The sequence below is a fragment of the Halorubrum aquaticum genome (genome assembly GCF_900113615.1).
GTDB lineage: Archaea > Halobacteriota > Halobacteria > Halobacteriales > Haloferacaceae > Halorubrum > Halorubrum aquaticum.
In genome coordinates this window covers 14,890-40,867 of the sequence record NZ_FOPZ01000012.1, presented here as the reverse complement: position 1 = coordinate 40,867, position 25,978 = coordinate 14,890, and the positions used below count along the sequence as shown (strand labels likewise).

Below are 25,978 nucleotides of genomic sequence, written 5' to 3'. Positions count from 1 at the left end.
ACGACATGGTAATGAGCGATCTCGAAGCGGAGTACCGCCTCGATTACTTCGAGGAGGAGGGGTTCGAGCGAAAGGAGTGCCCCTCCTGCGGGGCGCACTTCTGGACGCGCGACCCCGACCGCGAACTGTGCGGCGAACCGCCGTGTGAGGACTACAGCTTCATCGACGACCCGGGATTCCCGGAGTCGTACACCCTCTCGGGGATGCGCGAGGCGTTCCTCTCGTACTTCGAGGACCACGGCCACGAGCGGATCGACCCGTACCCGGTCGCGGCGAACCGCTGGCGCGACGACGTCCTCCTCACGCAGGCGTCGATCTACGACTTCCAGCCGCTGGTCACGTCCGGGAAAACGCCGCCGCCGGCGAATCCGCTCACCATCTCACAGCCCTGTATCCGGATGCAGGACATCGACAACGTCGGGAAGACGGGCCGGCACACGATGGCCTTCGAGATGATGGCCCACCACGCGTTCAACACCCGCGAGGACGCCGAGGAGGAGTACGCCTACGAGGGGGAGGTGTACTGGAAGGACGAGACCGTCGAGTACTGCGACGGGCTCTTCGAGGAGCTCGGCGCGGACCTCGAGGAGATCACCTACATCGAGGACCCGTGGGTCGGCGGCGGCAACGCCGGCCCCGCGATCGAGGTCATCTACAAGGGCGCCGAGCTGGCCACGCTCGTCTTCATGTGTATGGAGCGGGACCCCGACGGCGACTACGTGATGAAGGACGGGAACACCTACTCGTTCATGGACACGTACATCGTCGACACGGGCTACGGCCTGGAGCGATGGACGTGGATGAGCCAGGGGACGCCCACCGTCTACGAGGCGATCTACCCCGACGCCATCGACTTCCTCAAGGAGAACGCGGGGCTCGCGTACACCGACGAGGAGGAGACGCTCGTCGCCCGCGCCGCCAAGCTCTCCGGCCGGCTGGACATCGACGACGTCGACGACGTGGAGGACGCCCGCGGCGAGATCGCCGAGCGGCTCGACGTCGACGTCGACCGCCTGCGCGAGCTGGTCGAGCCGCTCGAGTCGATCTACGCGATCGCCGACCACTCGCGGACGCTCGCGTACATGTTCGGCGACGGGATCGTCCCCTCGAACGTCGGCACGGGCTATCTCGCGCGGATGGTGCTCCGGCGGACGAAGCGGCTCGTGGACGAGGTCGGCGTCGACGCCCCGCTCGACGAGCTCGTCGACATGCAGGCCGACCGGCTCGGGTACGAGAACCGCGACACGATCCGCGAGATCGTCCGCACGGAGGAGCGGAAGTACCGGAAGACGCTCGAACGCGGCTCGCGGAAGGTCGAACAGCTCGCGGACGAGTACGCCGGCACGGGCGAGTCGATCCCGACGGGAGAGCTGCTCGAGCTGTACGACTCCCACGGGATCCAGCCGGACATGGTCGCGGAGATCGCCGCCGACCGCGGCGCGAGCGTCGACGTTCCCGACGACTTCTACGCGCTCGTCGCGGACCGCCACGAGGAGGACGGAGCCGAGGAGTCCGAGGGGGACCGCGACGAGCGGTTCAGCGACCTCCCCGAGACGGAGAAGCTCTTCTACGACGACCAGGGTCGGACGGAGTTCGAGGCGGTCGTCCTCGACGTGTTCGAGGCCGACGACGGCTACGACGTGGTGTTGGACCAGACGATGTTCTACCCGGAGGGCGGCGGCCAGCCGGCCGACCGCGGCCAGCTCGTCGGCGGCGAGACCACCGCCGACGTCACCGACGTCCAGGAGGTCGACGGCGTCGTCCTCCACCGGACCGACGCCGACCCCGGGAAGGGCGAGTTCGTCCGCGGGCAGGTCGACGGTGACCGCCGCGAGCGGCTGCGCGTCCACCACACCGCGACGCACCTGATCGGGCACGCGGCCCGCGAGGTCCTCGGCGACCACGTCCGGCAGGCGGGCGCACAGAAGGGGCTCGACTCCTCCCGGCTCGACGTGCGCCACTACGACCGGATCACCCGCGAGGACGTCCGCGACATCGAGCGCGTCGCCAACGAGTTGGTCCGCGAGAACGTCGCGGTGAGACAGGAGTGGCCCCACCGCCACGAGGCGGAGGCCGAACACGGCTTCGACCTCTATCAGGGCGGGGTGCCGCCGGGAACGAACGTCCGGCTGATCCACGTCGGCGACGCGGACGTCCAGGCGTGTGCTGGCACCCACGTCGACCGAACCGGCGACGTCGGGGCGGTCAAGGTGTTGAAGACGGAGCCGGTCCAGGACGGCGTCGAGCGGATCGTCTTCGCCGCCGGCGGGGCCGCCATCGAGTCGACCCAGCGGACCGAGGACGCGCTGTACGACGCCGCCGACGCCCTCGATGTCGACCCGCTCGACGTGCCCGAGACCGCGGAGCGGTTCTTCGAGGAGTGGAAGGGCCGCGGCAAGGAGATCGAGACGCTCAAAGAGGAGCTGGCGGCCGCGCGGGCGTCGGGCGGTGCCGACGCCGAGGAGGTCGAGATCGGCGGCGTCACCGCCGTGATACAGCGGCTCGACGGCGACACCGACGAGCTGCGCGCGACCGCGAACGCCCACGTCGACGACGGGAAGCTCGCGGTGATCGGCAGCGGCGCCGACGGCTCGGCGAGCTTCGTCGTCGGCGTGCCCGACGGGGCCGACGTGGACGCCGGGCAGGTCGTCGCGGAGCTCGCCGGTCGGGTCGGCGGCGGCGGCGGCGGGCCGCCGGACTTCGCACAGGGGGGCGGTCCGGACGTCGACGCCCTCGACGACGCGCTCGACGCCGCTCCCGACGTGTTGCGAACGCTCCAGGAGGCGTAACCACCGGTCATGCCGCGCGCGAGCAACGGCGGCGTCTCGGTCCGATACGAGGTCGACGAGGGACGCTCGGCCGACGGCGAGGCGGTCGTCTTCTGTGGCGACGTGGGCCTCGGCGCGTGGCAGTTCGGCTGGCAACACGCCGCGCTCGCGGGGCCACACACGGTCGTCACGCCGGAGACGCGCGGCGTGGGGCGCTCGGACGCGCCGCCGGGGCCGTACTCCGTGGAGACTCTCGCCGGCGACCTCGAAGCGGTGTGTGCCGCCGAGGGGGTCCGGAACGCCCACCTCGTCGGCTACGGGCTCGGCGGGATGGTCGCGCTCGCGTACGGGCTCGAATCCTCGCGGCCCGCGAGCCTGACGCTCGTGGGGACGCCGCCGACCGGCGACGCCTACAACCCGGCGGGCGTGTGGGCGGACCCGACGGACCCGGACGCCGTCCGTGGCTCGCTGTCCGGGTTGCTCTCGGCGGAGTTCCGGCGGACGCACGCCGACGCGCTCTCCCGGATCGTCGAGTGGCGGCTCGCCGAGGACGCGGACCGAGAGGCCTTCGAGGCGCATCGGGCGGCCGTCGAGGGGTTCGACCGCGCCGACCGGCTCTACGAGGCGACGCTGCCGTCGCTCGTGGTTCACGGGAGCGAGGACGCGGTCTGTCCGCTCGCTGCCGCCGGGGAGACGCTCGCCGAGGGACTTCCGCGCGGCGAGTTTCACGCGGTCGAGGGAGCGCGCCACCTCGTCGGCGTCGAGGCGTCCGCGGCCGTCAACGACGTCGTCGCCGGCTGGCTCGCGGAGCACGCGAGCGACCCGGACGCGTGAACGACCGGGTTCGTGGCCGATCCGGGCACGCGAGCGAGCGGATTCGACGAACTCCGAGCGACTGCGGCCGTCCCCGACACCGGACGGTTCCGTCGCCGCCACAACGGTTTTGAGCCCCTCGCCCGTCGGGTCGTTCATGAGCCAGCTCCGATTCGCCCTGTTGAACGCCGCCCACGACGGCGAACACACGCGGCGGAACTTCCGCCGGGAGATCGACGCCGACCTCGTCGAGTTCGACGCGACCGACGCACACCTCCCCGACCACACCGACTTCGACGGGATCGTCGTCACCGGCTCCCGCTCGTCGGTCTACTGGGACGAGCCGTGGATACCGGAGCTCGTCGACTACGTCGCCGAGGCGGCCGACGACGACGTACCGGTGCTCGGCGTCTGTTACGGCCACCAGGTCCTCGCCGAGGCGCTCGGCGGGCGCGTCGCCGGCATGGACGGGTTCGAACTCGGATACAACACGGTCCGGCACCGGGGAGACGACCTGTTCGAGGACGTGCCGGAGTCGTTCACCGTCTTCACGAGCCACGGCGACGCGGTCGTCGACCTCCCGCCGGGCGCGACGCTGCTGGCCGAGAACGAACACGGCGTCCACGCGTTCCGGGACGGCCACTGCTGGGGCGTCCAGTTCCATCCGGAGTACGACGTCGAGACGGCCGAGGACGTGGCCGACGGGAAACGCGACCGGCTCGGGGACGCCCGCGTCGACGAGGTCCTCGACGGCATCACCCCCGAGGCGTTCGAGGCGGCCTGCGAGGCGAAGGCGGTCTTCGACAACTTCGTCGCGTACGCCCGGGACGTGGAACGCGGCCAGGAGGCGGCCGCGGCGGCCGACGACTGATCGGCGGTGATCTCGAGGAGGGCGGGCCGTTTCGGTCGCGGTTCTCGTCGTGGTCGTCGTCGTCGCGGTCGATATCGCCGACAACTACATTCGCCGCGGCGGTGTAGCGGGAATCGATGATACTCCGTCGGGCGAACGAGTGGCTCGGGCACGTCAAAACCGAGATCCAGCACTCGTTCACCGAGGAGCACACGGTGGGAGAGACCGCCGGCAGCTTCTCCGTGGGCGTGTTCATCACGATGCTGCCGACCCTCGGGACCGGCCTCCTCGCGTTCGTCGTGCTCGCGTGGGTCTCGGAGCGGATCAACCGTGCGGCGCTTCTGGCGTCGGTCGTCGTCTTCAACCCCGCGGTGAAGTGGGGCGTCTACGCCGCCAGCTTCACGCTTGGCGTGGCGATCCTCGGCCCCGTTCCGGGCGTGACGGCCGCGGAGGTGTCGCTCTCGGCCGGTCCGGACATCGTCGCGCGGATACTCGTCGGCAACGTGATCCTCGCCGTCGTCGCGGCGGTCCCCAGCTACGTCGTCTGCTACCGGCTCGTGGAGGCGTACCGCGCCCGCGAGTTCGCCGTCGTCGAGACGGTCACGGAGGTCGTCACACCGGACGACGGGGAGGAGTCGGACACGTCGACGGGTTCGGAGGAAGCCGACCGGGAGAAGGCGGACGCGACCGCGGCGGATCCGACCGGCGCGGACGCGTCGGATCTCGAGGAGTCCGTCGACTTCACGACCCGTCGGTGAGCGACCGCGTCGGGGTCGCGGACGGGTCGAACACCCTTATACGGTTCCCGCCCGGAACTCGGGTATGAACGTAGTACCGGACACCAGTGCGGTCGTCGACGGCCGCGTGTCCGAACGCGTCGAGGACGGCAGCTACGAGGGGGTGACGGTCGTCGTCCCCGAGGCCGTCGTCGGTGAACTCGAGTCGCAGGCGAACGACGGGCTCGAGTCGGGCTGGGACGGCCTCGAGGAGCTCAAGCGGCTCGCCGAGCGCCGCGACGAGGGGGCGATCGACCTGCGATACGTCGGCGACCGCCCGAGCGGCGACCAGCGCTCACGCGCCGCCGAGGGCGACGTCGACGCGCTCATCCGCGACGTCGCCGCCGACAACGACGCGACCCTCCTCTCCAGCGACATCGTCCAGGCGGAGGTCGCCCGCGCAAAGGGGATCGACGTCGAGTACGTCGAGCCGGTCGCCCGCGGCGTCGTCGACGAGCTGCCCATCGAGGAGTACTTCACCGACGAGACGATGTCCGTCCACCTCAAGTCGGGAACGAAGCCGAAGGCCAAACGCGGCTCGCTCGGGGAGATGCGCTACGTCGTCATCGAGGAGGAGGAGACGGGAGAAGAGCGGATGGCCGAGCTGGCCAACTCGATCGTGGACCTCGCACGCCAGTCCTCGGACGGGTTCATCGAGCTCTCCGACGACGGGATGGACATCGTCCAGTACCGCAACTACCGGATCGCCGTGGCACGCCCGCCCTTCGCGGACGGGATCGAGATCACGGCGGTCCGTCCCATCGCGAAGACGACGCTCGACGACTACGAGTTCGCCGACGAGCTTCGCGAGCGGTTCCAGGAGCGGAAACGCGGCGTGCTCATCTCCGGGTCGCCGGGGGCCGGCAAGTCGACGTTCGCACAGGCGGTCGCGGAGTTCCTCAACGACTCCGATTACGCGGTCAAGACGATGGAGAAGCCCCGGGACCTCCAGGTCGGCCCGGAGATCACCCAGTACGGAGCGCTCGGCGGGGAGATGGCGAAGACGGCCGACTCCCTCCTCTTGGTCCGGCCCGACTACACCATCTACGACGAGGTCCGGAAGACGAACGACTTCGAGGTGTTCTCGGACATGCGGATGGCCGGCGTCGGCATGGTCGGCGTCGTCCACGCCTCCCGCGCGATCGACGCGCTCCAGCGGCTCGTCGGCCGGGTCGAGCTGGGGATGATCCCCCAGATCGTCGATACGGTCGTCTACATCGAGGCGGGCGAGGTCCACACCGTCTACGACGTGACGACGGAGGTGAAGGTGCCCGCGGGGCTCACCGCGGAGGACCTCGCGCGGCCAGTCATCCAGGTGTCGAACTTCGAGACCGGTCGGCCGGAGTTCGAGATCTACACCTTCAACCGGCAGGTCGTCACCGTCCCGCTGAACGAGGACGGCGACGACGCCGGCACGGACTCCGGGGTCGGACGCATCGCGAAAAAGGAGATCGAACGCGAGATCCGCTCGGTCGCGCACGGCCACGTCGACGTGGAGCTCAAAGGCGACGACGGGGCGATCGTGTACGTCGACGAGGGCGACATCGGCACCGTGATCGGGAAGGGCGGCGGCCGCATAAGCGACATCGAGGGGCGGCTCGGCATCGAGATCGACGTGCGGACCCACTCGGAGAAGCCGAAGGGTCGCGGGGGAGCCGGGAGCGGCGACCCCGGCGGAAACGGACGCGGCGGCGCGGGAGACGGCCGCGACGGACAGGTTGGCGAGGAGCGCGGCTCCGTCGTCACCCCGGAGATCACCTCGAGACACGTCGTGCTCGACGTCGACGGCGGAGTCGGCGAGACCGTCGAGGTCCGCGCGAACGGCGAGTACCTCTTCACCGCGACGGTCGGTCGTGGCGGTGAGGTACAGGTGTCACGCGGCTCGGCCATCGCCGAGGAGCTGGAGGACGCGATCGACCGGAAACGGACGATCACCGTCGTCCCCGCGCGCTGACCGGTCGGTCGTCTGTCGGTCGTCGGTCGCCGCGACGGCGAACCACGATCGTCGTACTCGGTTCCTCCTGAAAGATAACGCTTTTTTGGCGGTGGTCGGAAGGTCATGGCATGTCGAACGAGCTGAAACGCGGGTTGGAAGGCGTCCTCGTCGCGGAGTCGGAGCTCAGTCACGTCGATGGGGAGGTCGGTAAGCTCGTCTACCGCGGGTACGACATCGAGGAGTTGGCACGCGGCGCGAGCTACGAGGAGGTGCTCCACCTGCTCTGGCACGGTTCGCTACCGACGCGCGCGGAGCTCGAGGACCTCGAAGCGGAGCTCGCCGCCGAGCGAGCCGTCGACGACGACGTGCTCTCGACCGTCCGCACCCTCGCGGACGCCGGTGACCGACCGATGGCCGCGCTTCGGACCGCGGTCTCGATGCTCTCGGCGTACGACGGCGATGACGGCGACGACGGCGACGTCCTCGCGGAGGGCGCGAGGATCACGGCGAAGGTCCCGACGATCCTGGCGGCCTTCGAGCGGGCCCGACAGGGCGAGGAGGCCGTCGACCCCGACCCGGACCTCTCCCACGCGGGGAACTTCCTGTACATGCTCACCGGGACCGAACCCGACGACGTGAGCGAGGAGACGTTCGACATGGCGTTGACCCTCCACGCCGACCACGGGCTCAACGCCTCGACGTTCACGGCGTTGGTGATCGGCTCGACGATGGCCGACGTCTACTCCAGCGTCACCGGCGGGATCGGCGCGCTATCGGGGTCGCTCCACGGCGGCGCGAACCAGGACGTCATGGAGATGCTACACGAGGTGGACGACTCCGGGAAGGACCCGGTCGAGTGGATCGCCGACGCGAGGGAGAACGGTCGGCGGATCCCCGGGTTCGGCCACCGCGTGTACAAGGTGAAGGACCCGCGAGCGCGGATCCTCGAGGAGAAACTCCGCGACCTCGCGGAGTCCTCCGGCGACGAGAAGTGGCTCAAGTACACCACCGCCATCGAGTCGTATCTCGAGGAGGAGGGACTGATCGAGAAGGGCATCGCCCCGAACGTCGACTTCTACTCGGGCTCCGTCTACGACGCAATGGGGATCCCGATGGACCTGTACACCCCCATCTTCGCGATGAGCCGCGTCGGCGGCTGGGTCGCACACGTCCACGAGTACCAGGAGGACAACCGGCTCATCCGGCCGCGAGCACGCTACACCGGCCCCGAGACCGCCGAGTTCGTTCCGCTCGAAGAACGGTAAGCCGACCGACGGTCGGCCGGTTCGCCTTCTCAGGTCACGACGACCCGAACCGCCCGCGGAGGTACTTCGCCAGGATCGGGAGGTCGTCGAGGTGGAGCAGCTTCCGCATCGCGCGTTTGTCCCCGCGGTTGACCGCCGCGAGCGTGTCCTCGTCGGTCCGACTGAGGTCCCGCATGAGCCGGTCGTACCGCTCGTTGGGCGCGAGATACAACAGCTCGGTTAACAGCAGCCGCGAGTTCATCCGCGGGGCGACGTCGCGGTGCCAGAGCTGCTCGTAGATCGCGAGGCTCTCGGCGTCGGTGGGCTGGGCCGCGTCGGTGAAACACCGGTCTATCGACATCGCCGCGGCGCGCGCCGACTTCATGCCCTTGTGGATCCCCTCTCCCCACAGCGGGTCGATGGTGGGGACGGTGTCGCCGATGGCGAGGAAGCCGTCCGTGTGCATCCGTCCGGGTCGCTGGATGTGCGCGGAGCCGCGGTGGACCTTCCCCTCGATGCGCTCGGCGTCGGCGAACCGGGGATCGGACTCGAGCCACCCCTCGAGGTAGCCGTCGATGGTCTGTCCCTCCTCGCCGGCCTCGCGGTGACGGTCGTTCTGGATGTAACACAGCCCGACCTTCGCGGTGTCCTCGCCGGTGGCGAAGATCCACGAGTAGCCGCCGGGAGCGATGGCGTGGTCGAGCCGGAGCATCATCGCCCGCCGGAGGTCGCCGTACTCGGGATGGTTCAGATCGATCCCCTCGAACTCGTACTCGATGCCGATCGCCTGGTTCTCGCGTTCGAGGTCGACGACGTCGAGCGCGCTCGCGATCGGCGCGGCCGGGCCGGTGGCGTCGACGACGATGTCCGCGTACACCGCCTCGTCGCCGTTGTACCTGACGCCCTTGATGACGTCGTCGTCGTCGAGGATCGGCCGGGAGACCCGCGAGTCGAAGCGGTACTCCGCGCCCTTCTCGCGACCGTCGGCGACGAGGTATCGCTTGAAGTCGGCGAACTCCAACACCGCGCCCGGCTGGTAGGACTCGTAGTAGTCGTTGGGCGACTCCAACACCACGTCGTCGGTGTAGGACATCACGACGTCGTCCGGGATCCCGAACGCGGACATCATAGACGGGAACGTCCCCGCGGTCGACTTGTTGCTCTGCCGCGGGAACTCGGCTTCGGCTTCCGTCTCGAGAACGACGACGTCGTAGCCCCGAGCGGCCAGATCGCGGGCGCACTGTGCGCCCGCCGGCCCGGCCCCCGCGATCGCGACGTCGTAACGGTCGGACATACCGCGTACATGCCCACCCGTGTAATTAGGTTTGCCGAAACGGGACGGAACTCCGCTCGAACCCGCCGTCATCCGCCGTTTTTGACCGGATCCGGAGGTCGGATTCGGACGATGAGAAACGAGAGCGCGTCCGTTCGGACGCGACGGCTCAGTAGAACTCGCGGACGAGGTCGGTCGCGTTCTCGGGCGCGCCGTCGGGGATGTCGGACATGTCCTCGTCGACGCCGTGTTGCTCGTGGTACGGCACGGACTCTTCGTCCTGATAGATGACGCCCTGATACTCCTTGTCGGAGTCGAGGATGACGTCCTTGGCCGCGTCGTAGTCGGTCGGGTCGTGGTCCGCCTCCGCGAGGTCGACGAGCGAGTCGCGGAAGTAGTCGTAGGTGTCGACGTCGTTGAACGTCACGCAGGGCGAGTAGACGTTCACGAAGCCGAAGCCGTCGTGTTCGACGGCCTTCTGGATGATCTCCTGGTGACGCAGGGCGTCCGAGGAGAACGACTGCGCGATGAACGTCGCGCCCGACGCGAGCGCGAGCGCGTGCGGGTTGACGGGGGGCTGTTTGGGACCCTCCGGCGTCGTCGCCGTCTCGAAGTCCTCGCGGGAGGTCGGCGACGCCTGGCCCTTGGTGAGCCCGTAGATGCGGTTGTCCATCACGACGTAGGTCATGTCCACGTTGCGCCGCACCGCGTGGACGAAGTGGCCCGCGCCGATGGAGTAGCCGTCGCCGTCGCCGCCGGCGACCATCACTTCGATGTCGGGACGCGCCATCTTGACGCCGGTCCCGACGGGGAGTGCCCGACCGTGGACGCCGTGAAGCGCGTAGCTGTGCATGTACGTGCCGATCTTGCCCGAGCAGCCGATGCCGGCGACGACGAAGGTGTTGTCGGGGTCGTTGCCCGTCTCCGCGAGGGCCTTCATCATCCCGTTCATCGTGCCGAAGTCGCCACATCCCGGACACCACGTCGGCTGCTTGTCGGATTTGAAGTCGGTGAATCGAACGTCTGAACTCATTGGGTCGCCTCCGTCCCCGTCTCCAGGGTCGCTTTGATCTCGTGTGCGAGCTCGTCGGCCTTGAACCGCACGCCGTCGTACTTGTTGATCCGGTCGACGCGAACCAGCGCGTCGCGCTCGACGAGGTTCGCGAACTGCCCGGTCTCGTTACACTCGACGACGATGGTCCGCTCGGCCGCCTCGATGGCGTCCGAGAGGTCCGGTCGCGGGAAGACGTACGGAACCGAGAGCACGCGGATGTCGATGCCGTCCGCCTCGAGCAGGTCGAGCGCCTCCGCGAGCGCCCCCTCGTTGGATCCCCACGTGATCACGAGGTTCTCCGCGTCCTCCTCGCCGAACTCGCGGGGGCTCCAGTCCTCGCGTTCCGTCGCCGTCTCCACCTTCCGGTTGCGCTTGTCGACCTGCTCGACGCGCATCTCCGTGTCCTCGGTCCGTCGACCCTGCTCGTCGTGCTCCAGACCGGTCGACATGTGCGCGCCGTCGACGGTCCCGGGGAACGCGCGCGGGGAGACGCCGTCCTCCGTGAGCTCGTGCGGCTGGAACCCGCCGCTCTCCGAGAGGTGCTCCTCGACCGACGCGTCGTCGACGACGAAGCCGCGGTCGACCTCGACCGCGTCCATGTCGAAGGTGTCCGGCGAGAACGTCTGTTCCGTGACCGCCATCGAGAGGTCCGCCGTGAGGTAGACGGGCAGCTGGTACTTCTCGGCGAGGTTGAACGCCTCGACCGTCTTCCAGAAGCACTCGTCGACGGTGGTGGGCGTGAGCACGAACCGGGGAACCTCGCCGTGACCGCCGTACAGCATGTGGTTCAGGTCGCCCTGCTCCTGTTTCGTCGGCATCCCCGTCGAGGGACCCGACCGCATCACGTTACAGATGACGAGCGGGGTCTCCGAGGTGGCGACCAGCCCGAACGTCTCCGTCATCAGGTCGATCCCCGGCCCCGACGTCGCGGTCATCGCGCGTGCGCCGCCGCGGGCGGCCCCGAGCGCCATGTTGATCGCCGACAGCTCGTCCTCCGCCTGGACGACGTGGCCGCCGTACCGCTCGAGCCGGCCGGTGAGGTACGTCATCACGTCCGTCGCGGGCGTGATCGGGTAGCCGGAGTAGAACCGGCAGCCGGCCGCGATGGCACCCATGCCGATCGCCTCGTCGCCGTTGAGCAGGACGTAGTCCTCGTCGGTCGTCTCGAGGTCGTACTCGAAGTCGGCGTCGTACTCCTCGGCGACGTACGACTGCCCGGCGCGAGCGGCCTCCTTGTTGTTGTCGACGAGCTTCTGTCCCTTGTCGCCGAAGCGTTTCTCGAGGGCGGAATCGAGGTTCTCGATGGGGAACTCCGCGACCTCACACGCCGCGCCGAGCGCGACGACGTTCCGCATGATCGCGCCGCCGGCCTCCTCGGCGAGCCGCTTGAGCGGCACGTCGATGCCGATCATCCCCTCGGGGATCTCGACGTTCTGCATCGTGGTTCGCTCGCCGTCGTAGATGATCACGGACCCCTCGTGGAGTTCCTCGAGGTTCTCCTCGATGGTCCGCGGGGTCAACGCGATGAGCACGTCGAGTCTGTCCACGACGCTCTGTACCTTGTCGACGGAGGTTCGCACCTTGTACGCGGTGTATCCGCCCCGGATCCGCGAAGCGAAGTCCTTCGACGTGAACACGTGTCGACCCGATCGAGACAGGGCCTGCGCGAAGATCTTGCCCGTCGAGTCGATGCCGTCGCCGGCCTCCCCACCGACGGCCCAGTTGAAGTCCGCAGCCATTCTATGTCGACGGTTCACTCGGACTCATCAAAAGGCTTCTGGATGGCGGTATCAGTCGGTTATTCAACGTACGTCCTGTTTTTCGCGAATATTGTCGCGTTATTCGCCGCTCACGCCGGACGAACGCGTAGAGATTGGTCGTTCGTCAACCGGATCCGGCCCGATCGACACCGGCCGTCGCATCCCTTTTCGACGCGTGTCGAACCGTCCCCGGATCGATCGAACCGGTTTCGGTCCGGTCGATCGATCCGAACTCGCTCGCCGGACCCGGACTCGCTCGTCGGACGAGAGACGATCGCTCGTCCGACGAGACGAGAACACGTTTGTGCGTCAGGGACCGACGGGGCGTATGGACGCGACAGTCGCGGTGACGTCGGTCGAGGAGGTCGGATCGGACACGTACGCGATCCGGTTCGACACGCCGGACGGGTTCGCCGCCGAGCCCGGCCAGTTCGTGAAGCTGGGGACGGAGATCGACGGGGAACCGGTCTCGCGGTTCTACACGCTCTCCTCGCCCACCACGGAGGGGACCTTCGAGGTCACCGTCGGGATCGACGTCGAGGAGGGCGGCGACTTCTCGCGGTTCCTCGCCGACATCGAGCCCGGCGTCGAGATGTCGCTCTCGGGCCCCTTCGGCGACCAGCACTACGACGGCGAGGGACGCGTCGTGGTCCTCGCCGGCGGCCCCGGCGTCGGCCCGGCAGTCGCCATCGCCCGGCGCGCGCTCGACGACGGCGGGGAGGCCGCGGTCGTCTACCGCGACGACGACCCGGCCCACGGGGCCCGCCTCGACGACCTCCGCGGCTCCGGCGCGTCGATCGCGGTGCTCGGCGGCGACGACGACCTGTCGGCGGCCGTTACGGACGCGCTGACGGGCGCGGCCGACGAGGGCGTCTTCGTCTACGGCTTCGCCGACTTCGTCGACGACGCCCGGGACGCGATCGAGGCCGCCGGCGGCGACGCCGACGACGCGAAGGTCGAGAACTTCGGGTAGGAACCGACGGCCGTCGACGCCCCGTCGACGGCCGTCGGTACGAACCGGCACGTCTCGCCGGAGCCGCGGAGCGAACCGCTTAATCCGCGGACGACGCTTCGGTCGGACGAACCACCGTGGGTACCGACACGACGCCGGAAGGGGCCGACGAGATACCCGACGACGAGCGCGACGCGCTGGTGACGATCGCCGCCGGGGCCGTCGTCACCTCGGGCGCCTTCTCCGCGCAGCGCGGACTGATGGCCGCGACCGAGTTCGTCCTCGCCCGCGGGCTGGGGCCCGTGACCTACGGCGTGTACGCGCTCGCGTGGCGGATCGCCCAGGTGCTCGTTCGGCTCGTCCCGTTCGGGAGCGTGCCGGCGCTCCAGCGGTTCGTGCCGGGCGCCGACGACCCGGCCCGCCGGTCGCGGGTGGTCGGGCTGGCGTACGCGACGACCGCGGTCGCGGGCGTCGCGTTCGCGCTCGGCATCTGGGTCGCCGCCCCGCGGATGAACGACCTCACGGTGGCGGACCCGACGTTCCCGCCGACGATGCGCCTTTTCGGAGTCCTCGTGGGCCTGATCGGCCTCGTCACCGTCACCGGGGCGGTCTTCCGGGCGATCGGCTCGGCGCGCGGCGAGGTCCTGTTCAACAAACTGCTCCGCCCGGCGGTCCGGCTCGTCGGCGCGGCCGGGGCGCTGGCGCTCGGGTACTCCGTCGTGGGCGTCGCCGGGGCGATCGTGGCGTGTACCGCGCTCCTCGTCGCCGTCGGCGTTCCCGTCTCGGTCCGCGCGACCGGGATCACGCCGACCCTCCGTGGCGCGCGCCGCGAGGCGCGCCGCTTCTACGACCACGCCGCACCGGTCGCGATGAGCAGCTTCGGCAAGGTGTTTCAGAACCGGATCGACGTGCTGCTCGTCGGGGCGCTCCTCACCGCGGTCGCCGCCGGGGTGTACAACGTCGTCCTCGTCCTGGTCTCGATCGCGTGGATCCCCCTGCTCTCGTTCAACCAACTGCTCCCGCCGGTGGCCTCCGAGCTGTACGCCGCCGACCGAATGGGGACGCTCAACGCGGTGTACGCCTCGGTGACCCGGCTCATCGTCACCACGGTCATTCCGGTCATCGCGACGCTCGGCGTGTACGGCGAGCCCCTCCTCGCGCTGTTCGGGGAGACGTACGTCCGGGGGTACCTCCCGCTCGTCGTCTACCTCGGCGGGGTGTTCGTCGGCAGCGCGGTCGGCGCGACGGGCTGGCTCCTCATGATGACGGACCACCAGTACGCGCGGATGGCGCTCGACTGGCTGCTCGCGGCGCTCAACGTCGGGTTGACGTACGCGTTCGTGTTGCGGTACGGGCTCGTGGGAGCCGCGCTCGGCACCTCCGCCGCCATCGCCGTCCAGAACGGGGCACAGGTCCTGCTGCTCCGCCGGTTCGAGGGGCTGTGGCCGTTCGACCGGACGTTCCTCGTGCCGCTCTCGGCGGGAGCGGTCATGGTCGGCGTCATGTCGACCGTCCGGGCCGCGGTCGGCGGAACGCCCGGAGCCGCGGTCGGGACGGTCGTCGGGGTCGCCGCCTACCTGCTCACCCTCCGTGCGATCGGCGTCGACCCCCGTGACCGGCTCGTCGTCTCCGAGCTCGCCGGCCGCTACCGCGCGGCGATCAACGACCGGTAGCGGCCGGGAGGCGGCGGCCGTCGGGAGACGGCCGACGCCGGACGTCTCCGAAACCGCGTCGGCGACGCCGCCGAGCGTCGCGATCCGGGGATACATATACACCGGACGCCCGAGAGATCCGATCGAGACTGGTACTCATGGTGACGACCGATCCCCCGATATCCACCCTCCTCGTCGGACCGGAGCCCGACGCGGCGGAACGGGCCGCGGCCGCGCTCGAACGCGAGGACGATCGGCTCACTGTCGACCTCGCGGCGGACTCCGACGAGACGCTCGATCGGCTCGTCGCCGGGAGCTACGACTGCGTCGTCGCCGCCGCTCGTCCGAGCGACGGCACGATGTCGCTTCACGACCGCGTCCGCGCTCACGACCCGGACCTCCCGTTCGTCGTCTACGTCGACGACGAGGTCGGCGGCGACGGCCTCGGAAGCGACGACGCCGTCTCGGCTCGCGAGGCCCTCTCGGCGGGCGTCACGGACTACGTCCGACGGGACCCGGCGACCGACGGCGACGCCGTCTTAGCTCACCGCGTCGCGACCGCGGTGGAGTCGGCTCGCGCGATACGCGAAGCAGAGCGCCGGCGAGATCGTCTCGAGCGGTTCGTCGAGGTGGTCTCACACGACCTCCGCAACCCGCTTTCGGTCGCGCAGGGGCGGTTGGAACTCGCCCGTGCCGAGCGCGACGACGAGCACCTCGAGCCGGCCGCCGACGCGGTCGATCGGAGCCTCGCGCTGATCGGCGACCTCCTGACGCTCGCCCGCGAGGGCGAGACGATCGCCGAGATCGAACCGATCGCGCTCGCGGACGCGGTCGAGGCGTCGTGGACGAGCGTCGAGACGGCCGACGCGACGCTCGTTGTCGAGACCGACGGCGAGATCCGCGGACACCCCGGACGCGTGAGACAGCTTCTCGAGAACCTGCTCGGCAACGGCGTCCACCACGGCGGCGACGACGTGACGGTCAGGGTCGGGACCGTCGAGCCGATGTACACCTCGACGCGGGCGGAGAGCCACGGCGGGGCCGGGTTCTACGTCGCCGACGACGGCCCCGGGATCCCGAAGGCCGACCGCGAGCGAGTGTTCGAGACGGGCTACACCACCGCCGAGGACGGTACCGGGTTCGGACTCAACATCGCGAAGGAGATCGCCGAGGCACACGGCTGGGAGATACGGGTCGAGGAGAGCCGCGAGGGCGGGGCGCGCTTCGAGGTCACCGGCGTCGACGTCGTCGGGTAGGCGGTCGCGGGGGCGGACGGAGCCGCGGTTACCGTTCCGAGAAGTAGTCGACCAGCCGCTCGGCGGCCTCGAGCGACCGCGGGGTGACGAGGGCGAACCGGAGCCAGTCGTCGCGGGCGGTTCCGAAGGTGTCGCCGGGCATCCCCGCGACGCCCGCCTCGTCGATCAGCCGCTTCACGTTCTCCATGGTGCCGGGGAAGCCCTCGAACCGCGCCAGCACGTAGAAGCCGCCGTCCGGGCGGGTGTACTCCGCGCCCGCCGCGTCGAGCGCGTCGGTGAACGCGTCGATCCGGTCGGCGAGCCGCCTGCGGGCCTCCGCGTAGTACTCCTCCTCGGTCGCCTCCAGGGCGTGTGAGACCGCGTACTGGGCGGGCCGCGAGCCCGCGACGTTCACGAGCATGTGGCGCGTCTTCGCCGCGTCGACGTGTTCGTCCGGGAGGATCGCGTACCCGACGCGAAAGCCCGTGATCGCCATCGACTTCGAGAAGCCGCTGGTGACGACCACGCGGTCCGAGTCGAGCGAGAGCGCCGACTCGAAGGTCCCGGTGTGGTCGAATCGGTCGTACACCTCGTCGACGACGACGAGCGCGTCGACCTCCGCGGCGACGTCGACGACCTCCCGTACCTTCTCGAGGTCGTACACCGCCCCGGTCGGGTTGTTCGGCGTGTTGAGGACGATCAGTGCGGTCTCGGCGCTCGCCGCCTCCCGGATCGCGTCGACGTCGAGCCCGCCGTCGCGCCGGGTCGGAACGAGCGTCGGGTCGCCGCCGAGCAGCTCCGTCTTGCCGGGGTAGTACGGGTACACGGGGTCCATCAACAGCGCCTCGTCGCCGGCGTCACGCTCCAGCGCCCGCGCCATCCCGAGGTAGTTGGCCTCGCCTGTCCCGTTGGTGAGGACGATCCGATCGACGTCGACCCCGCGTCGCACCGCGATCGCCTCGCGAAGCTCCCGGATCCCCTCGCTCGGCGGGTACTGGAACTCGGCGGACGGCAGCTCCGCGTACGCCGCGACCGCCTCGCGGAGCGCGGCGGGCGGCTCCCAGTCGGGGTTGCCGCTCACCATGTCGATGACGTCGCGGTCGGCGTCCGCGCCGTACTTCATCACCTGAAAGAACTTCGGCTCCTCGTACTCCATGTCGGACCCTGGTGGTCGGCCCCCGTGGCTCTTTCGACGCCGGAGCCGCAGACCTTCCCCACCACCGACGGCGATCCGTGCCTTTTCGGTCGATGCCGCGAGAGACCGGTACATGAACAAACGCGGCCACGTGTTGAACGCGCTGCTCCTCGCCGTCGGGCTCGGGTTCGTGCTCGAGCCGGGCGTCGACGTCGACACCGCCCGGAAGATCGCACAGATCACGGTCCCGATCGTGTTGGGCGCGCTCTTTCCGGACGTCGACACGGCCTTCGGCAAACACCGGAAGACGCTACACAGCCTCCCGGTGCTGGCGGTCGTCTCCGCGTACCCGATCGTCTTCGACAACCTCCACTTCGTCTGGGTCGGCGTGTTGACCCACTATGTCCTCGACCTGGTCGGCAGCCGCCGCGGGATCGCGCTCTTTCACCCGCTCTCGAACGAGGAGTTCTCCCTCCCGTTCGGCGTCACCACGAGCAGCAAGTACGCCGACCTCGTGACCGTGATCATCACCGCCCTCGAGATCGCGGCGTTCTGGGCGGTCACCACCTACGTCGTCTCCCTCGACGTGGACCTCTCGTCGGCGACCGCCGGGTTCGGGCTCTGAGAACGGTATTAGTACGAGCGGTGGTGTCGCCGACGCCGTGCGTCGGCTGCCGGAGAACGTCCGATTTTCGCTGGGTGCGGCCGCGGCGGACCGGGACTCGATCGGCCTCCCGATCCATCGCTCCCCGTTCAAAACAGCAACAGCGGCACGCCGACCGCCAGTCCGACGGCGATGAGTACGAGGTTCCAGATCAGCACCGGACGGACGAGTTCCCGTCCGACGCTCGCGGCGAAGGCGGTCTTCACGAGGATGCTCGAGACCGTTCCAGCGACGATCCCCGCGACCGCGGTGTCGACCGTGATCTGGCCGGTCCCGAGAAGCGAGACGGCGGTCGTCGTCGCCGTCCCCGAGGAGACGAGCCCCGCGAGGAAGGCGGTGGCGACGAACCCGGTCGCGCCGAACGCCCGCTCGGCCCCCGCGGAGACGAGGAGCACGAGGAGGAACAGCCCGCCGAAGGTGAGCGCGTTCCGCAGGCTGAACGGGGAGGTGAGTTCGGCCTCCACGCCGGTCCGCCAGTCGCTCCGCCAGAGCGCGATCGAGACGCCGGCGATCGTGATCGCGCCGAGGGGCGCGCCGACGGCGAGCGCCGCCTCGGGGACGAACGCGACCACGAGCGCCGCGTTCCGCAGCGCCATCGCCGCGTTCGCGAGCAGGATCGACCCGACGGCGATGTCGACCAAGTCGGTCCGTCCGGCGGCGCGTTTGGCCATCTCCGCGACGACCGCGGTCGAGTTCACCAGTCCGCCGAAGAAGCCGGTGACGGCGTACCCGCGACCCTGGTACTTCTTGACGAGCACGTAGTTGACGAACCCGATCGCACTGATCGCGACGACGAGCGACCAGACCAGCCGCGGCTGGACCGCCCCCCACGGGTCGACCGTCTCGGCGGGGAGGATCGGGAAGACGACGAACGCGAGGATCGTGAACTCGACGGCGCTGCGCACCTCCTCGCGGGAGAGCCCCCACGCGAACTGGTGGAGCTCGCGTTTCAACACGAGCAGGAACGAGGAGAGCACCGCGACCGTGACCGCCTCCAGAAAGAGGCTCGCCGCGACGAGGACGCCGACCCCGTAGGCGACGAGCATCGAGACGGACGTGGTGAGAGAGAGGCCGTCGACGTCCGTCTCGACGAAGCTCCTGACCGCCAACAACACCGCGCTGGCGACGATCAGGACGCCGCCGACGACGAGCAGTCCCGGCTCGTCGGCGACCGAGAACACCGCCGCCACGAGGCTGACGAGCGCGAACGTCCGGATCCCCGCCGACTTCTGTGACCACTCGCGTTCGAGCCCCAGGAACATCCCCAGAAGCGTCGCCAACACCAGCTTGGCGACGTTCGTCTCCAGGTAGATCAGTGGGTCGATGCCGCTCATCACGCCGGATCACGTCTCCGTGTTCCGCGCCGGATCGGTCGTTGGCCGGGTCCGATCGGTCGTCGGTCGCACCCGATCGGTCGTCGGTCGCGTCGGATCGGTTCCACGGATCGACACCTCGTCACCGGTTGGTCGGCTCCCGCGGGAGGTCGAGCGCCTCCGTGAGGTCGTGTTCCTCGCCGGTGAGCACGTAGAGGACGTCCTCGAGGATCACGACGAGCTCCGGGAGCTGTCTGGCGACGAGGTAGGTGATCCCGATCAGCGCGACGACCGCGAGCAACTGGCTGATGATCCGGTCGGAGACCAGAAACGAGACGCGGTAGGGGTCGGTCGCGCCGAACATCGCCAACACCAGCTCCGGCTGCCACTGCATGTACTGGTTGCCGGCGACGACCGTGATGAACGTCGTCCGGAGGAGGTTGAGGACGTAGATGAGCGGGATCGAGACGGCGAGCGCCCGAAGCTTCCGGTCGAGCGGCCCCTCCACCGCGGCGACGAGCCCACCAAAGATCGCCATGCTGCCGAGACCCGTACACGCCAGCACGACGTTGATCCGCATGCGGTGGCCGTCCTCGAGCGTCCACGCGAAGGCGGCGTCGTACCCCTCGTAGTTCGCCACCCGCTCGGGCGCGTACCCGAGCAGGTCGATGAGCATGCCCGTCTGGTTCGCGACGATCTCGATGAGGATCCGCCGCGGCTCCGGGACCGCCACGCCGGCCAGCGTGAACGCCGGGATCGTCTCGAACGGGAGGTAGATGAACAGCATGATCGAGACGGCCCTCGTGAGCGTAAAGAGCGACGCCCGCCCGTCGTACAGCAGGTAGCCGACGTAGACGCAGGCGGGAACCCCGACGAGCGCGAGGATCGACTCGACGTAGCTCTGGTGTTCGAAGGCGAAGTACGGCACCGTCGTCAGCCAGAACAGCCCGAAGAAGCCCCAAGTGGCGGCCGCCAGCGTGCGCCCCGCCTCGTATCCCCGAGCGTCGAGCAGCCAGGCGGCCGCGAAGAGAACCGCGACGATCCACGCGAACGTGAACGTGTCGGGGATCACGCTCAGTATCGCGGGGACGCCGGAACCGAACATATCGAAGGAGTCGGGGGTCGTCGAATAAAGCCCTTGTCGTTGCCGGAGATCCGTGAGGAACCGTGCCGGTCGACGCTTACCGCTCCTCGCTGTCGAGCACGCGGATCTGGTCGCCGCGGACCGTGACCGGGATGGGGACGGTCGCCTCGTACAGCTCGACGGTCACCTGGTCTTTGCCCTCGTCGATACGCTGGACGCGGGCCTTCTCGCCCTTGAACGGGCCGGCGATCAGCTCGACGATGTCGCCCTCGGCGATCCCCTCGACGTCGGGGGTCGGCGAGAGGAAGTGTTCGACCTCCGAGAAGGGACTCTCCGCGGGACCGTCCGCGCCCTGGATGACGCCGCGGGCGTGGGGGATCTCGTCGAGGATCCGGGCGAAGACGCTGCCGTTGCTCGCCTCGACCATCACGTAGCTTGTGAGCTGGTCGGGCGCGATGACCGCCTGGATCTCCGGCATCTCCTTTTCGGCGAGCATGTCCGCGACGGTCCGCTCCTGGCGGGCGGTCGTCTTGACCGAGAAGATCGGCATTACGCGCCGACCCCCGGCAAGAGGCTCATGATCGCGAACATCAGGAAGCCGAGGAAGCCGATGAGCAGGATCCCGGCACCGGCGATCTTCGACACCTGGAGGAACTCGTCGGTGCTCGGCGTGCTCGCCAGTTTCAACACGCGGATATAGCTGTTGAGGTCGTACGGGACGTCCATGTTACGAGCGGGTTCGTGACGCGAGGGTTTTTACCTTTTGATGCGGGTTCGGCTCCGTCGGCCGATCACTCGACGTAGTCGATGTCCTCCATCTCGGCGTCGGCTCCCTCGGCGTCGCCGTCGTTCTGGCCGTATATCTGCGGCGACTCGACGCCGGTGACGACGATCATCGTCCGCATCTCGCCCTCGAGGTCCTCGTCGACGGAGGTTCCCCAGATGATCCGGGCGTCGGGGTCGATCCGGTCGTAGATCTCCTCGACGACGCCCTCGGCCTCCTCGATGGACATGTCCTGTCCGCCCGTGACGTTCACGAGCGCGGAGTTCGCCCCGGAGATGTCGACGTCGAGGAGCGGCGAGCGCAGCGCCGACTTCACCGAGTCCTGGGCCTTCGACTCGGAGTCGGACTCGCCGAGGCCGATCATCGCGACGCCGCCCTTCTCCATCACGGTCCGGACGTCGGCGAAGTCGAGGTTGACGAGGCCGGGTTTGGTGATGAGCTCCGTGATCCCCTTCACCGACCGCATCAGCACCTCGTCGGACACCTTGAACGCCTGCCGGACCGGGAGCTTCCCGACCGCGTCGAGCAGGCGGTCGTTGGGGACGACGATCACGGTGTCGCTCACGTCACGAAGGCGTTCGAGACCGGCCTCGGCGTTCGTCCGGCGGACCTCGCCCTCCGCGGTGAACGGGGTGGTGACGATGGCGATGGTGAGCGCGCCCGAGTCGCGGGCGGCCTTCGCGACCACCGGGGCGGAGCCGGTACCCGTCCCCCCGCCGAGCCCGGCGGTGACGAACACCATGTCGGAGCCGTCGATGGCGTCCTGTATCTCCTCTTGGGACTCGATGGCGGCCTCCTCGCCGACCTGGGGGAGCGAGCCCGCGCCGCGGCCCTGCGTCTTCTGTTGGCCCATCAGGATCTTGGTGTCGGCCTCGATGTTGACGAGGTGTTGGACGTCGGTGTTGGCCGCGACGAGCTTGGCGCCGTGGATCCCCTCCTCAGTCATCCGGTTGACCGTGTTGCCGCCCGCGCCGCCGCAGCCGACGACGGTGATGTTGGTCTGGAGGTCCTGTAAGACGTCCTCCAGCTCGTCGTCGGTCATCGTGCCGGTCTGTGGAGCCGCGCCGGCGTGTCCGTCCTGAGCGGGGTCGCCGGGACCCCCGGAGCCGTCCGCCGGGGATTCCTCGGCCTCGTCGATGGCGTCCTCAACGATGGAGTCCATTATATGGTTCCGTTGCGACCCCGACGTATTTATTCTTGCCCGATCGTCTGACCCGTGTCAGACGCGAGAGGGGACCGCGAAACGGGGCCGATCGGGCTCGAGACGCCGATACCCCCGGCCACGCTCACTCGATCGGGAACCGCTCCTCGCGACGTTCGGAGACGGACTCCGGATCGACCGTCTCGCCGTCGACCTCGACCGGTTCCCCGGACGCGAGCCGGCCGAACGCCGGTCCCTCCGGCACGCCCCGATCGGCCGCAAGCGCCGGGTCGAAGGCGGTCTCGCGGGCGATCACGACGTCTCCGTCGACGACGACCTCGTCGTAGCCGGACTCCAGCACGGCCGCGAGGTCAGCGACCAGTTCCGCGTGGCCGGGCGTCCCGTCGGCGGCCGCGAACGCGACCTTTCCGGCCGCGCGCGTTCCCGCCTGTTCGGTCCCGAACGCGACTGCGTTCGCCTCGACGGCGTCGCGCGCGGCCTCGGCGTCGACCCCCTGTGCCCGCGCCAGCAACTCGGCCGGAAGCTCCCGGACGGTCACCGCGTCGGCCGGGTCTCCGCCGCCCGTTTCCCCGGTCGCCGCCTCCACCGACCCGAACCGGAGCCCCTCGTCGACGGGACCGATCGTCGCCTCGAGACGCTCGACCAGCCCGAGCGGGCGATCGTCGACCGTCCGGACCCACGTCTCGCTCACGACCCGGTGGCCGAGGTCCTCGATCGTCGCCGCGAGCTCGGGGCGATCGCCCTCGATCACGGCGCGATCGGCGCGGCTCCGCGCGAACGCCTCCTCGATCACGTCGCGGTTTGTGTCCGCCGCACCCATCTCTCCGAGCGCCCAGTCGGCCCCGACGTGACCGACGCTCCACGCGGTCTCCCGGACGATCCGGGTGAACCGGGGGGCGTAGTGGCCGCCGCCGAAGCCGACGACGTGGCGGTTTCGGCCGTCTGGTCCGCGGCGGTCAGGCCCGGTCCCGCGGAGCGCGAGGACCGCCTCCGCGACCGCGCGGGCCCCCTCGGGGTCGCTCCACTGCGGCTCGTCAGAGCCGAGTTCGGCGAAGAGCGAGGGGACCGCGGTGTCGGTCGGGCCGTGGTGGGTACACTCGATCCCCACGCCGTATCCCTCGGGCGCGTGGGTCGCCATCGCGTCGACGACGCGGCTCACCGCGCCCGGCGCGGCCCGCGCGAGGGTCCGCGGCTCCCCGCCGTACTCCGCGGGCCCGAAGTTGCCCGTGACGTGGGCGGTCAGGAGCGGGCCGGTGTTCCCCGAGTGACGCGAGACGAACACGAGGAGGTCCGGGTCCTCCGGCTCCGCGTCGTTTCCGTTGGCTACCCTACCGAAGGCAGCCGCGGGGTCCGAGAGGTCGATGTGGAGGTCGTCGAACTCCCGGAGTTCGAAGCCGTCCGTCCGGTAGTAGGTCCCGCCGCCCGCGGCGTCGGGGCGGCTCCCGTCCTCGTGGTCCGTCCAGTCGCCGACCTCGAGGAGGCGCTCGCCGATGTGCTCGGAGGCGCCATCGGCCCGGCTGACGACGATCGCTATCACGGGTTCCGGTGAACGGTCGCCGACCGAATAGCCATCGGTTCGGGCCCGGTGGACCGTCATCGGAGGTGTGGCGATCCCCTCAGACGCCGAGCGCGTCGGCCAGTTCGTGGAACGACTCGACCGTCAGGTCGGGCGACCCGGCGAAGGAGTCCCACGGCGACCCCTTCCGGTCCACCCACACGCCCTGTGCTCCGGCGTGTTCGGCCCCTAGCACGTCGAACCAGGCGGCCGTCACGTGAGCGATCCCGTCGATCGGGGTCCCCGTTCGCGCGGCCGCGTGGCGGTAGAGCTCGGCGGCGGGTTTGAACGTCTCCACCTCGTCTGCGCTGATCGCGTCCTCGATGACGTCGCCGATCCCAGCGTGGTCGATCATCGCCGAGAGCATCTCGGGGTCCCCGTTCGAGACGACGTAGCAGTCGTACCCGGCGTCGCGGAGCCGCTCGATCCCCGATCTGACGTCGTCGAAGACGTCGAGTTCGTGGTACACCGCGAGTATCTCGTCGCGCTCCTCCGGCGAGACGTCGACGCCGTGGAAGTCGAGCGCGTACTGGAGCGCGTCGCGGTTCATCTCGTAGAACGGCTGATAGGCGTCGACGAAGTTCGCGACGAACGTGTACTCGAGCGATCGCGCCCGCCAGAGCCGCGAGACCGGCTCTGGCTCCGCGACGCGGTCGGCGAGCGCCTTCTCGGCGGCGTCCACGTCGACGAGGGTGCTGTACGAATCGAACGTGAGCGTCCGTACCCGCTCCGGTAGGAACGACATTCGACGGGTCTTCGGCCAACGGCGTCATAACCGTGCCGCCCTCGTGTGAGTTCGCCACACACCGACCGGCGGCCGTGTGCGGTGGTACCCAACACGCGCGGGCTCTTTGTGGGACCGGGGCGTGAGCGGAACGGTTGAGCACCCGGCCGCGACGATCTCACGGCAACAGCAGGTAGACGAAGGTCACGTACGCGGTCACGAGGACCGCGCCGTCGACCCGCGTGAGCCGGCTTCCGCGGTACATCAGGCCGACGACGAGCAGGGTGAACGCGAGAAGCGCGGGGAACTCGAACGCCCGCACTCCCGGGTTCACGTCGATGGGGGAGACGAACGCGAGGAGCCCGATCACGGCCAGCACGTTGTAGATGTTCGATCCGACGACGTTGCCGACGCTGAAGCTCGCCTCGCCGCGGACGGCGGCGACGACGCTGGCGGCGAGTTCGGGAAGCGAGGTGCCGACCGCGAGCACGGTGAGCCCGATGAACAGGTCGGAGAAGCCGGCCGCGGCGAGCAGGTCGCGACCCCCGTCGATCAGCCAGCGGGAGCCGACGACGAGCGCGACGATCCCGCCGACCACGGCGAGTGCGTCCCTCGGCTCGGCGTCGGGCATGCCGTCGCGTTCCGCGGCGGAGATGCCCGCCTGCGTCCGCCGGACCTGCCGCAACACGACGACGGTGAAGGCGACGAGCGTCGCGAGGAGGACGCCCCCCTCGAGGGGGCCGATCCGGCCGTTCCAGCCGAGCCCGACGAGAAGCAGCGCCGCGAGGACCATGAACGGGACGTCGCGGCGGAACACCGTCGCGGAGACGTCGAGCGGGCGGATCAGCGCGGCGATCCCGAGCACGAGCCCGACGTTGGCGACGTTCGAGCCGACGATCGCCCCCAGCCCGATGTCGGTCGAGACGGTGAGCGCGCCGAGGATCGCCACGAACAGCTCCGGCGCGGTCGTCGCGAACGCGACGACGGTGACGCCGACGGTCGAGGCCTTCAGCCCGACCGCGAGCGCGAGGTCGCGAGCGCCTGCGACCAGCAGCTCCGCGCCGGCGTACAACAGGCCGACGCCGGCGAGGAGGAGCATGAGTTCCGTCACCGGCGATCCGAGAACCATGTCGCGCCGTTCACGCCGTCGTTTCAAAAGCGGCGCGATACGATGCGCGGGGCAACGGGGCGAGCCGATCGAGCCGGCGGACCCGGTGACCTGGCGGCGGTGGGGGAGCGGTGGG

Annotated in this window: 22 protein-coding genes; 10 read left to right on the top strand and 12 right to left on the bottom strand. The window is 69.6% G+C overall.

All coding sequences use genetic code 11. The annotated features are described in order from the left end of the window. Positions 1 to 11 precede the first annotated feature (11 nt). From alaS to citZ, 6 genes are all read left to right on the top strand, one after another. Positions 12 to 2,789: an alanine--tRNA ligase gene (gene alaS, locus F3H10_RS10660; RefSeq protein WP_149784753.1), complete on the top strand. Its 2,778-nt coding sequence runs from the start codon at positions 12 to 14 to the stop codon at positions 2,787 to 2,789. A gap of 9 nt (positions 2,790 to 2,798) precedes the next feature. Beyond that, positions 2,799 to 3,602 (top strand): alpha/beta fold hydrolase, encoded by an 804-nt coding sequence (locus tag F3H10_RS10655; protein WP_149784752.1) that lies wholly within the window; start codon positions 2,799 to 2,801, stop codon positions 3,600 to 3,602. 136 nt (positions 3,603 to 3,738) lie between these two features. Continuing rightward, on the top strand, positions 3,739 to 4,452 hold the full coding sequence (locus F3H10_RS10650; protein WP_149784751.1) for a type 1 glutamine amidotransferase: 714 nt from the start codon (positions 3,739 to 3,741) through the stop codon (positions 4,450 to 4,452). 116 nt (positions 4,453 to 4,568) lie between these two features. Next, a complete protein-coding gene (locus F3H10_RS10645) occupies positions 4,569 to 5,189 on the top strand; it encodes a DUF2062 domain-containing protein (protein ID WP_149784750.1) in 621 nt (206 codons plus the stop codon). A 64-nt stretch (positions 5,190 to 5,253) separates the two neighbouring features. After that, positions 5,254 to 7,161 carry a PINc/VapC family ATPase gene (locus F3H10_RS10640; protein ID WP_149784749.1) on the top strand — a complete coding sequence of 636 codons (1,908 nt, stop codon included), beginning with the start codon at positions 5,254 to 5,256 and terminating at the stop codon, positions 7,159 to 7,161. A gap of 110 nt (positions 7,162 to 7,271) precedes the next feature. Next, positions 7,272 to 8,408, top strand: a complete 1,137-nt coding sequence (citZ, locus tag F3H10_RS10635; protein WP_149784748.1) for a citrate synthase — start codon at positions 7,272 to 7,274, stop codon at positions 8,406 to 8,408. A gap of 34 nt (positions 8,409 to 8,442) precedes the next feature. Here the strand turns inward: citZ and F3H10_RS10630 are convergent, their stop codons facing one another. The 3 genes from F3H10_RS10630 to F3H10_RS10620 all read right to left on the bottom strand — a co-directional run bounded on the left by F3H10_RS10630 (position 8,443) and on the right by F3H10_RS10620 (position 12,453). Beyond that, on the bottom strand, positions 8,443 to 9,681 hold the full coding sequence (locus F3H10_RS10630) for a digeranylgeranylglycerophospholipid reductase (protein ID WP_149784747.1): 1,239 nt from the start codon (positions 9,679 to 9,681) through the stop codon (positions 8,443 to 8,445). A gap of 148 nt (positions 9,682 to 9,829) precedes the next feature. Next, positions 9,830 to 10,693 (bottom strand): 2-oxoacid:ferredoxin oxidoreductase subunit beta, encoded by an 864-nt coding sequence (locus tag F3H10_RS10625; RefSeq protein WP_149784746.1) that lies wholly within the window; start codon positions 10,691 to 10,693, stop codon positions 9,830 to 9,832. Continuing rightward, positions 10,690 to 12,453: a 2-oxoacid:acceptor oxidoreductase subunit alpha gene (locus tag F3H10_RS10620; RefSeq protein WP_149784745.1), complete on the bottom strand. Its 1,764-nt coding sequence runs from the start codon at positions 12,451 to 12,453 to the stop codon at positions 10,690 to 10,692. The genes F3H10_RS10625 and F3H10_RS10620 overlap by 4 nt, the downstream gene beginning before the upstream one ends. A gap of 349 nt (positions 12,454 to 12,802) precedes the next feature. Here F3H10_RS10620 and F3H10_RS10615 point away from each other — a divergent pair, with 349 nt between their 5' ends. The 3 genes from F3H10_RS10615 (at position 12,803) to F3H10_RS10605 (ending at position 16,334) form a co-directional block, all read left to right on the top strand. After that, a complete protein-coding gene (locus tag F3H10_RS10615; protein WP_149784744.1) occupies positions 12,803 to 13,447 on the top strand; it encodes an FAD-dependent oxidoreductase in 645 nt (214 codons plus the stop codon). 116 nt (positions 13,448 to 13,563) lie between these two features. Next, positions 13,564 to 15,099, top strand: coding sequence for a lipopolysaccharide biosynthesis protein (locus F3H10_RS10610; RefSeq protein WP_149784743.1), 1,536 nt, complete (start codon positions 13,564 to 13,566; stop codon positions 15,097 to 15,099). Positions 15,100 to 15,236: 137 nt separating this feature from the next. After that, positions 15,237 to 16,334, top strand: coding sequence for a sensor histidine kinase (locus tag F3H10_RS10605; RefSeq protein WP_149784742.1), 1,098 nt, complete (start codon positions 15,237 to 15,239; stop codon positions 16,332 to 16,334). 28 nt (positions 16,335 to 16,362) lie between these two features. On the opposite strand, the gene F3H10_RS10600 is transcribed toward F3H10_RS10605, so the two are convergent. Continuing rightward, entirely contained in the window at positions 16,363 to 17,469 is a 1,107-nt protein-coding gene (locus tag F3H10_RS10600; protein ID WP_149784741.1) for a pyridoxal phosphate-dependent aminotransferase, read from the bottom strand. A 112-nt stretch (positions 17,470 to 17,581) separates the two neighbouring features. Here F3H10_RS10600 and F3H10_RS10595 point away from each other — a divergent pair, with 112 nt between their 5' ends. After that, positions 17,582 to 18,073: a metal-dependent hydrolase gene (locus F3H10_RS10595; protein WP_149784740.1), complete on the top strand. Its 492-nt coding sequence runs from the start codon at positions 17,582 to 17,584 to the stop codon at positions 18,071 to 18,073. 128 nt (positions 18,074 to 18,201) lie between these two features. On the opposite strand, the gene F3H10_RS10590 is transcribed toward F3H10_RS10595, so the two are convergent. From F3H10_RS10590 to F3H10_RS10555, 8 genes are all read right to left on the bottom strand, one after another. Continuing rightward, entirely contained in the window at positions 18,202 to 19,449 is a 1,248-nt protein-coding gene (locus tag F3H10_RS10590) for an MgtC/SapB family protein (protein ID WP_149784739.1), read from the bottom strand. Positions 19,450 to 19,567: 118 nt separating this feature from the next. Next, positions 19,568 to 20,530, bottom strand: coding sequence for an archaeosortase A (artA, locus tag F3H10_RS10585; protein ID WP_149784738.1), 963 nt, complete (start codon positions 20,528 to 20,530; stop codon positions 19,568 to 19,570). A gap of 76 nt (positions 20,531 to 20,606) precedes the next feature. Then, a complete protein-coding gene (locus F3H10_RS10580; protein ID WP_149784737.1) occupies positions 20,607 to 21,059 on the bottom strand; it encodes a transcription elongation factor Spt5 in 453 nt (150 codons plus the stop codon). After that, positions 21,059 to 21,235 carry a protein translocase SEC61 complex subunit gamma gene (locus F3H10_RS10575; RefSeq protein WP_066414288.1) on the bottom strand — a complete coding sequence of 59 codons (177 nt, stop codon included), beginning with the start codon at positions 21,233 to 21,235 and terminating at the stop codon, positions 21,059 to 21,061. The genes F3H10_RS10580 and F3H10_RS10575 overlap by 1 nt, the downstream gene beginning before the upstream one ends. A 65-nt stretch (positions 21,236 to 21,300) precedes the next feature. Then, complete coding sequence (gene ftsZ / locus F3H10_RS10570; protein ID WP_149784736.1) at positions 21,301 to 22,455, bottom strand: cell division protein FtsZ; 1,155 nt, start codon at positions 22,453 to 22,455, stop codon at positions 21,301 to 21,303. Between the two features lie 124 nt (positions 22,456 to 22,579). Further along, a complete protein-coding gene (locus F3H10_RS10565) occupies positions 22,580 to 23,992 on the bottom strand; it encodes a D-aminoacyl-tRNA deacylase (protein WP_149784735.1) in 1,413 nt (470 codons plus the stop codon). Between the two features lie 79 nt (positions 23,993 to 24,071). After that, positions 24,072 to 24,755, bottom strand: a complete 684-nt coding sequence (locus F3H10_RS10560) for a haloacid dehalogenase type II (protein ID WP_149784734.1) — start codon at positions 24,753 to 24,755, stop codon at positions 24,072 to 24,074. 157 nt (positions 24,756 to 24,912) lie between these two features. After that, positions 24,913 to 25,863 carry a calcium/sodium antiporter gene (locus F3H10_RS10555; RefSeq protein ID WP_149784733.1) on the bottom strand — a complete coding sequence of 317 codons (951 nt, stop codon included), beginning with the start codon at positions 25,861 to 25,863 and terminating at the stop codon, positions 24,913 to 24,915. Positions 25,864 to 25,978 lie beyond the last annotated feature (115 nt).

Excerpts from the sequence above, each read along its gene's own strand:
- F3H10_RS10605 (WP_149784742.1), top strand. The coding sequence starts at position 15,237 with ATGGTGACGACCGATCCCCCGATATCCACCCTCCTCGTCGGACCGGAG.
- ftsZ (WP_149784736.1), bottom strand. The coding sequence starts at position 22,455 with ATGGACTCCATCGTTGAGGACGCCATCGACGAGGCCGAGGAATCCCCG.
- F3H10_RS10600 (WP_149784741.1), bottom strand. The coding sequence starts at position 17,469 with ATGGAGTACGAGGAGCCGAAGTTCTTTCAGGTGATGAAGTACGGCGCG.
- F3H10_RS10620 (WP_149784745.1), bottom strand. The coding sequence starts at position 12,453 with ATGGCTGCGGACTTCAACTGGGCCGTCGGTGGGGAGGCCGGCGACGGC.
- artA (WP_149784738.1), bottom strand. The coding sequence starts at position 20,530 with ATGTTCGGTTCCGGCGTCCCCGCGATACTGAGCGTGATCCCCGACACG.
- F3H10_RS10645 (WP_149784750.1), top strand. The coding sequence starts at position 4,569 with ATGATACTCCGTCGGGCGAACGAGTGGCTCGGGCACGTCAAAACCGAG.
- F3H10_RS10595 (WP_149784740.1), top strand. The coding sequence starts at position 17,582 with ATGAACAAACGCGGCCACGTGTTGAACGCGCTGCTCCTCGCCGTCGGG.
- F3H10_RS10575 (WP_066414288.1), bottom strand. The coding sequence starts at position 21,235 with ATGGACGTCCCGTACGACCTCAACAGCTATATCCGCGTGTTGAAACTG.
- F3H10_RS10625 (WP_149784746.1), bottom strand. The coding sequence starts at position 10,693 with ATGAGTTCAGACGTTCGATTCACCGACTTCAAATCCGACAAGCAGCCG.
- F3H10_RS10615 (WP_149784744.1), top strand. The coding sequence starts at position 12,803 with ATGGACGCGACAGTCGCGGTGACGTCGGTCGAGGAGGTCGGATCGGAC.
- F3H10_RS10555 (WP_149784733.1), bottom strand. The coding sequence starts at position 25,863 with ATGGTTCTCGGATCGCCGGTGACGGAACTCATGCTCCTCCTCGCCGGC.
- F3H10_RS10580 (WP_149784737.1), bottom strand. The coding sequence starts at position 21,059 with ATGCCGATCTTCTCGGTCAAGACGACCGCCCGCCAGGAGCGGACCGTC.
- F3H10_RS10630 (WP_149784747.1), bottom strand. The coding sequence starts at position 9,681 with ATGTCCGACCGTTACGACGTCGCGATCGCGGGGGCCGGGCCGGCGGGC.
- F3H10_RS10560 (WP_149784734.1), bottom strand. The coding sequence starts at position 24,755 with ATGTCGTTCCTACCGGAGCGGGTACGGACGCTCACGTTCGATTCGTAC.
- citZ (WP_149784748.1), top strand. The coding sequence starts at position 7,272 with ATGTCGAACGAGCTGAAACGCGGGTTGGAAGGCGTCCTCGTCGCGGAG.
- F3H10_RS10655 (WP_149784752.1), top strand. The coding sequence starts at position 2,799 with ATGCCGCGCGCGAGCAACGGCGGCGTCTCGGTCCGATACGAGGTCGAC.
- F3H10_RS10650 (WP_149784751.1), top strand. The coding sequence starts at position 3,739 with ATGAGCCAGCTCCGATTCGCCCTGTTGAACGCCGCCCACGACGGCGAA.
- F3H10_RS10640 (WP_149784749.1), top strand. The coding sequence starts at position 5,254 with ATGAACGTAGTACCGGACACCAGTGCGGTCGTCGACGGCCGCGTGTCC.
- alaS (WP_149784753.1), top strand. The coding sequence starts at position 12 with ATGAGCGATCTCGAAGCGGAGTACCGCCTCGATTACTTCGAGGAGGAG.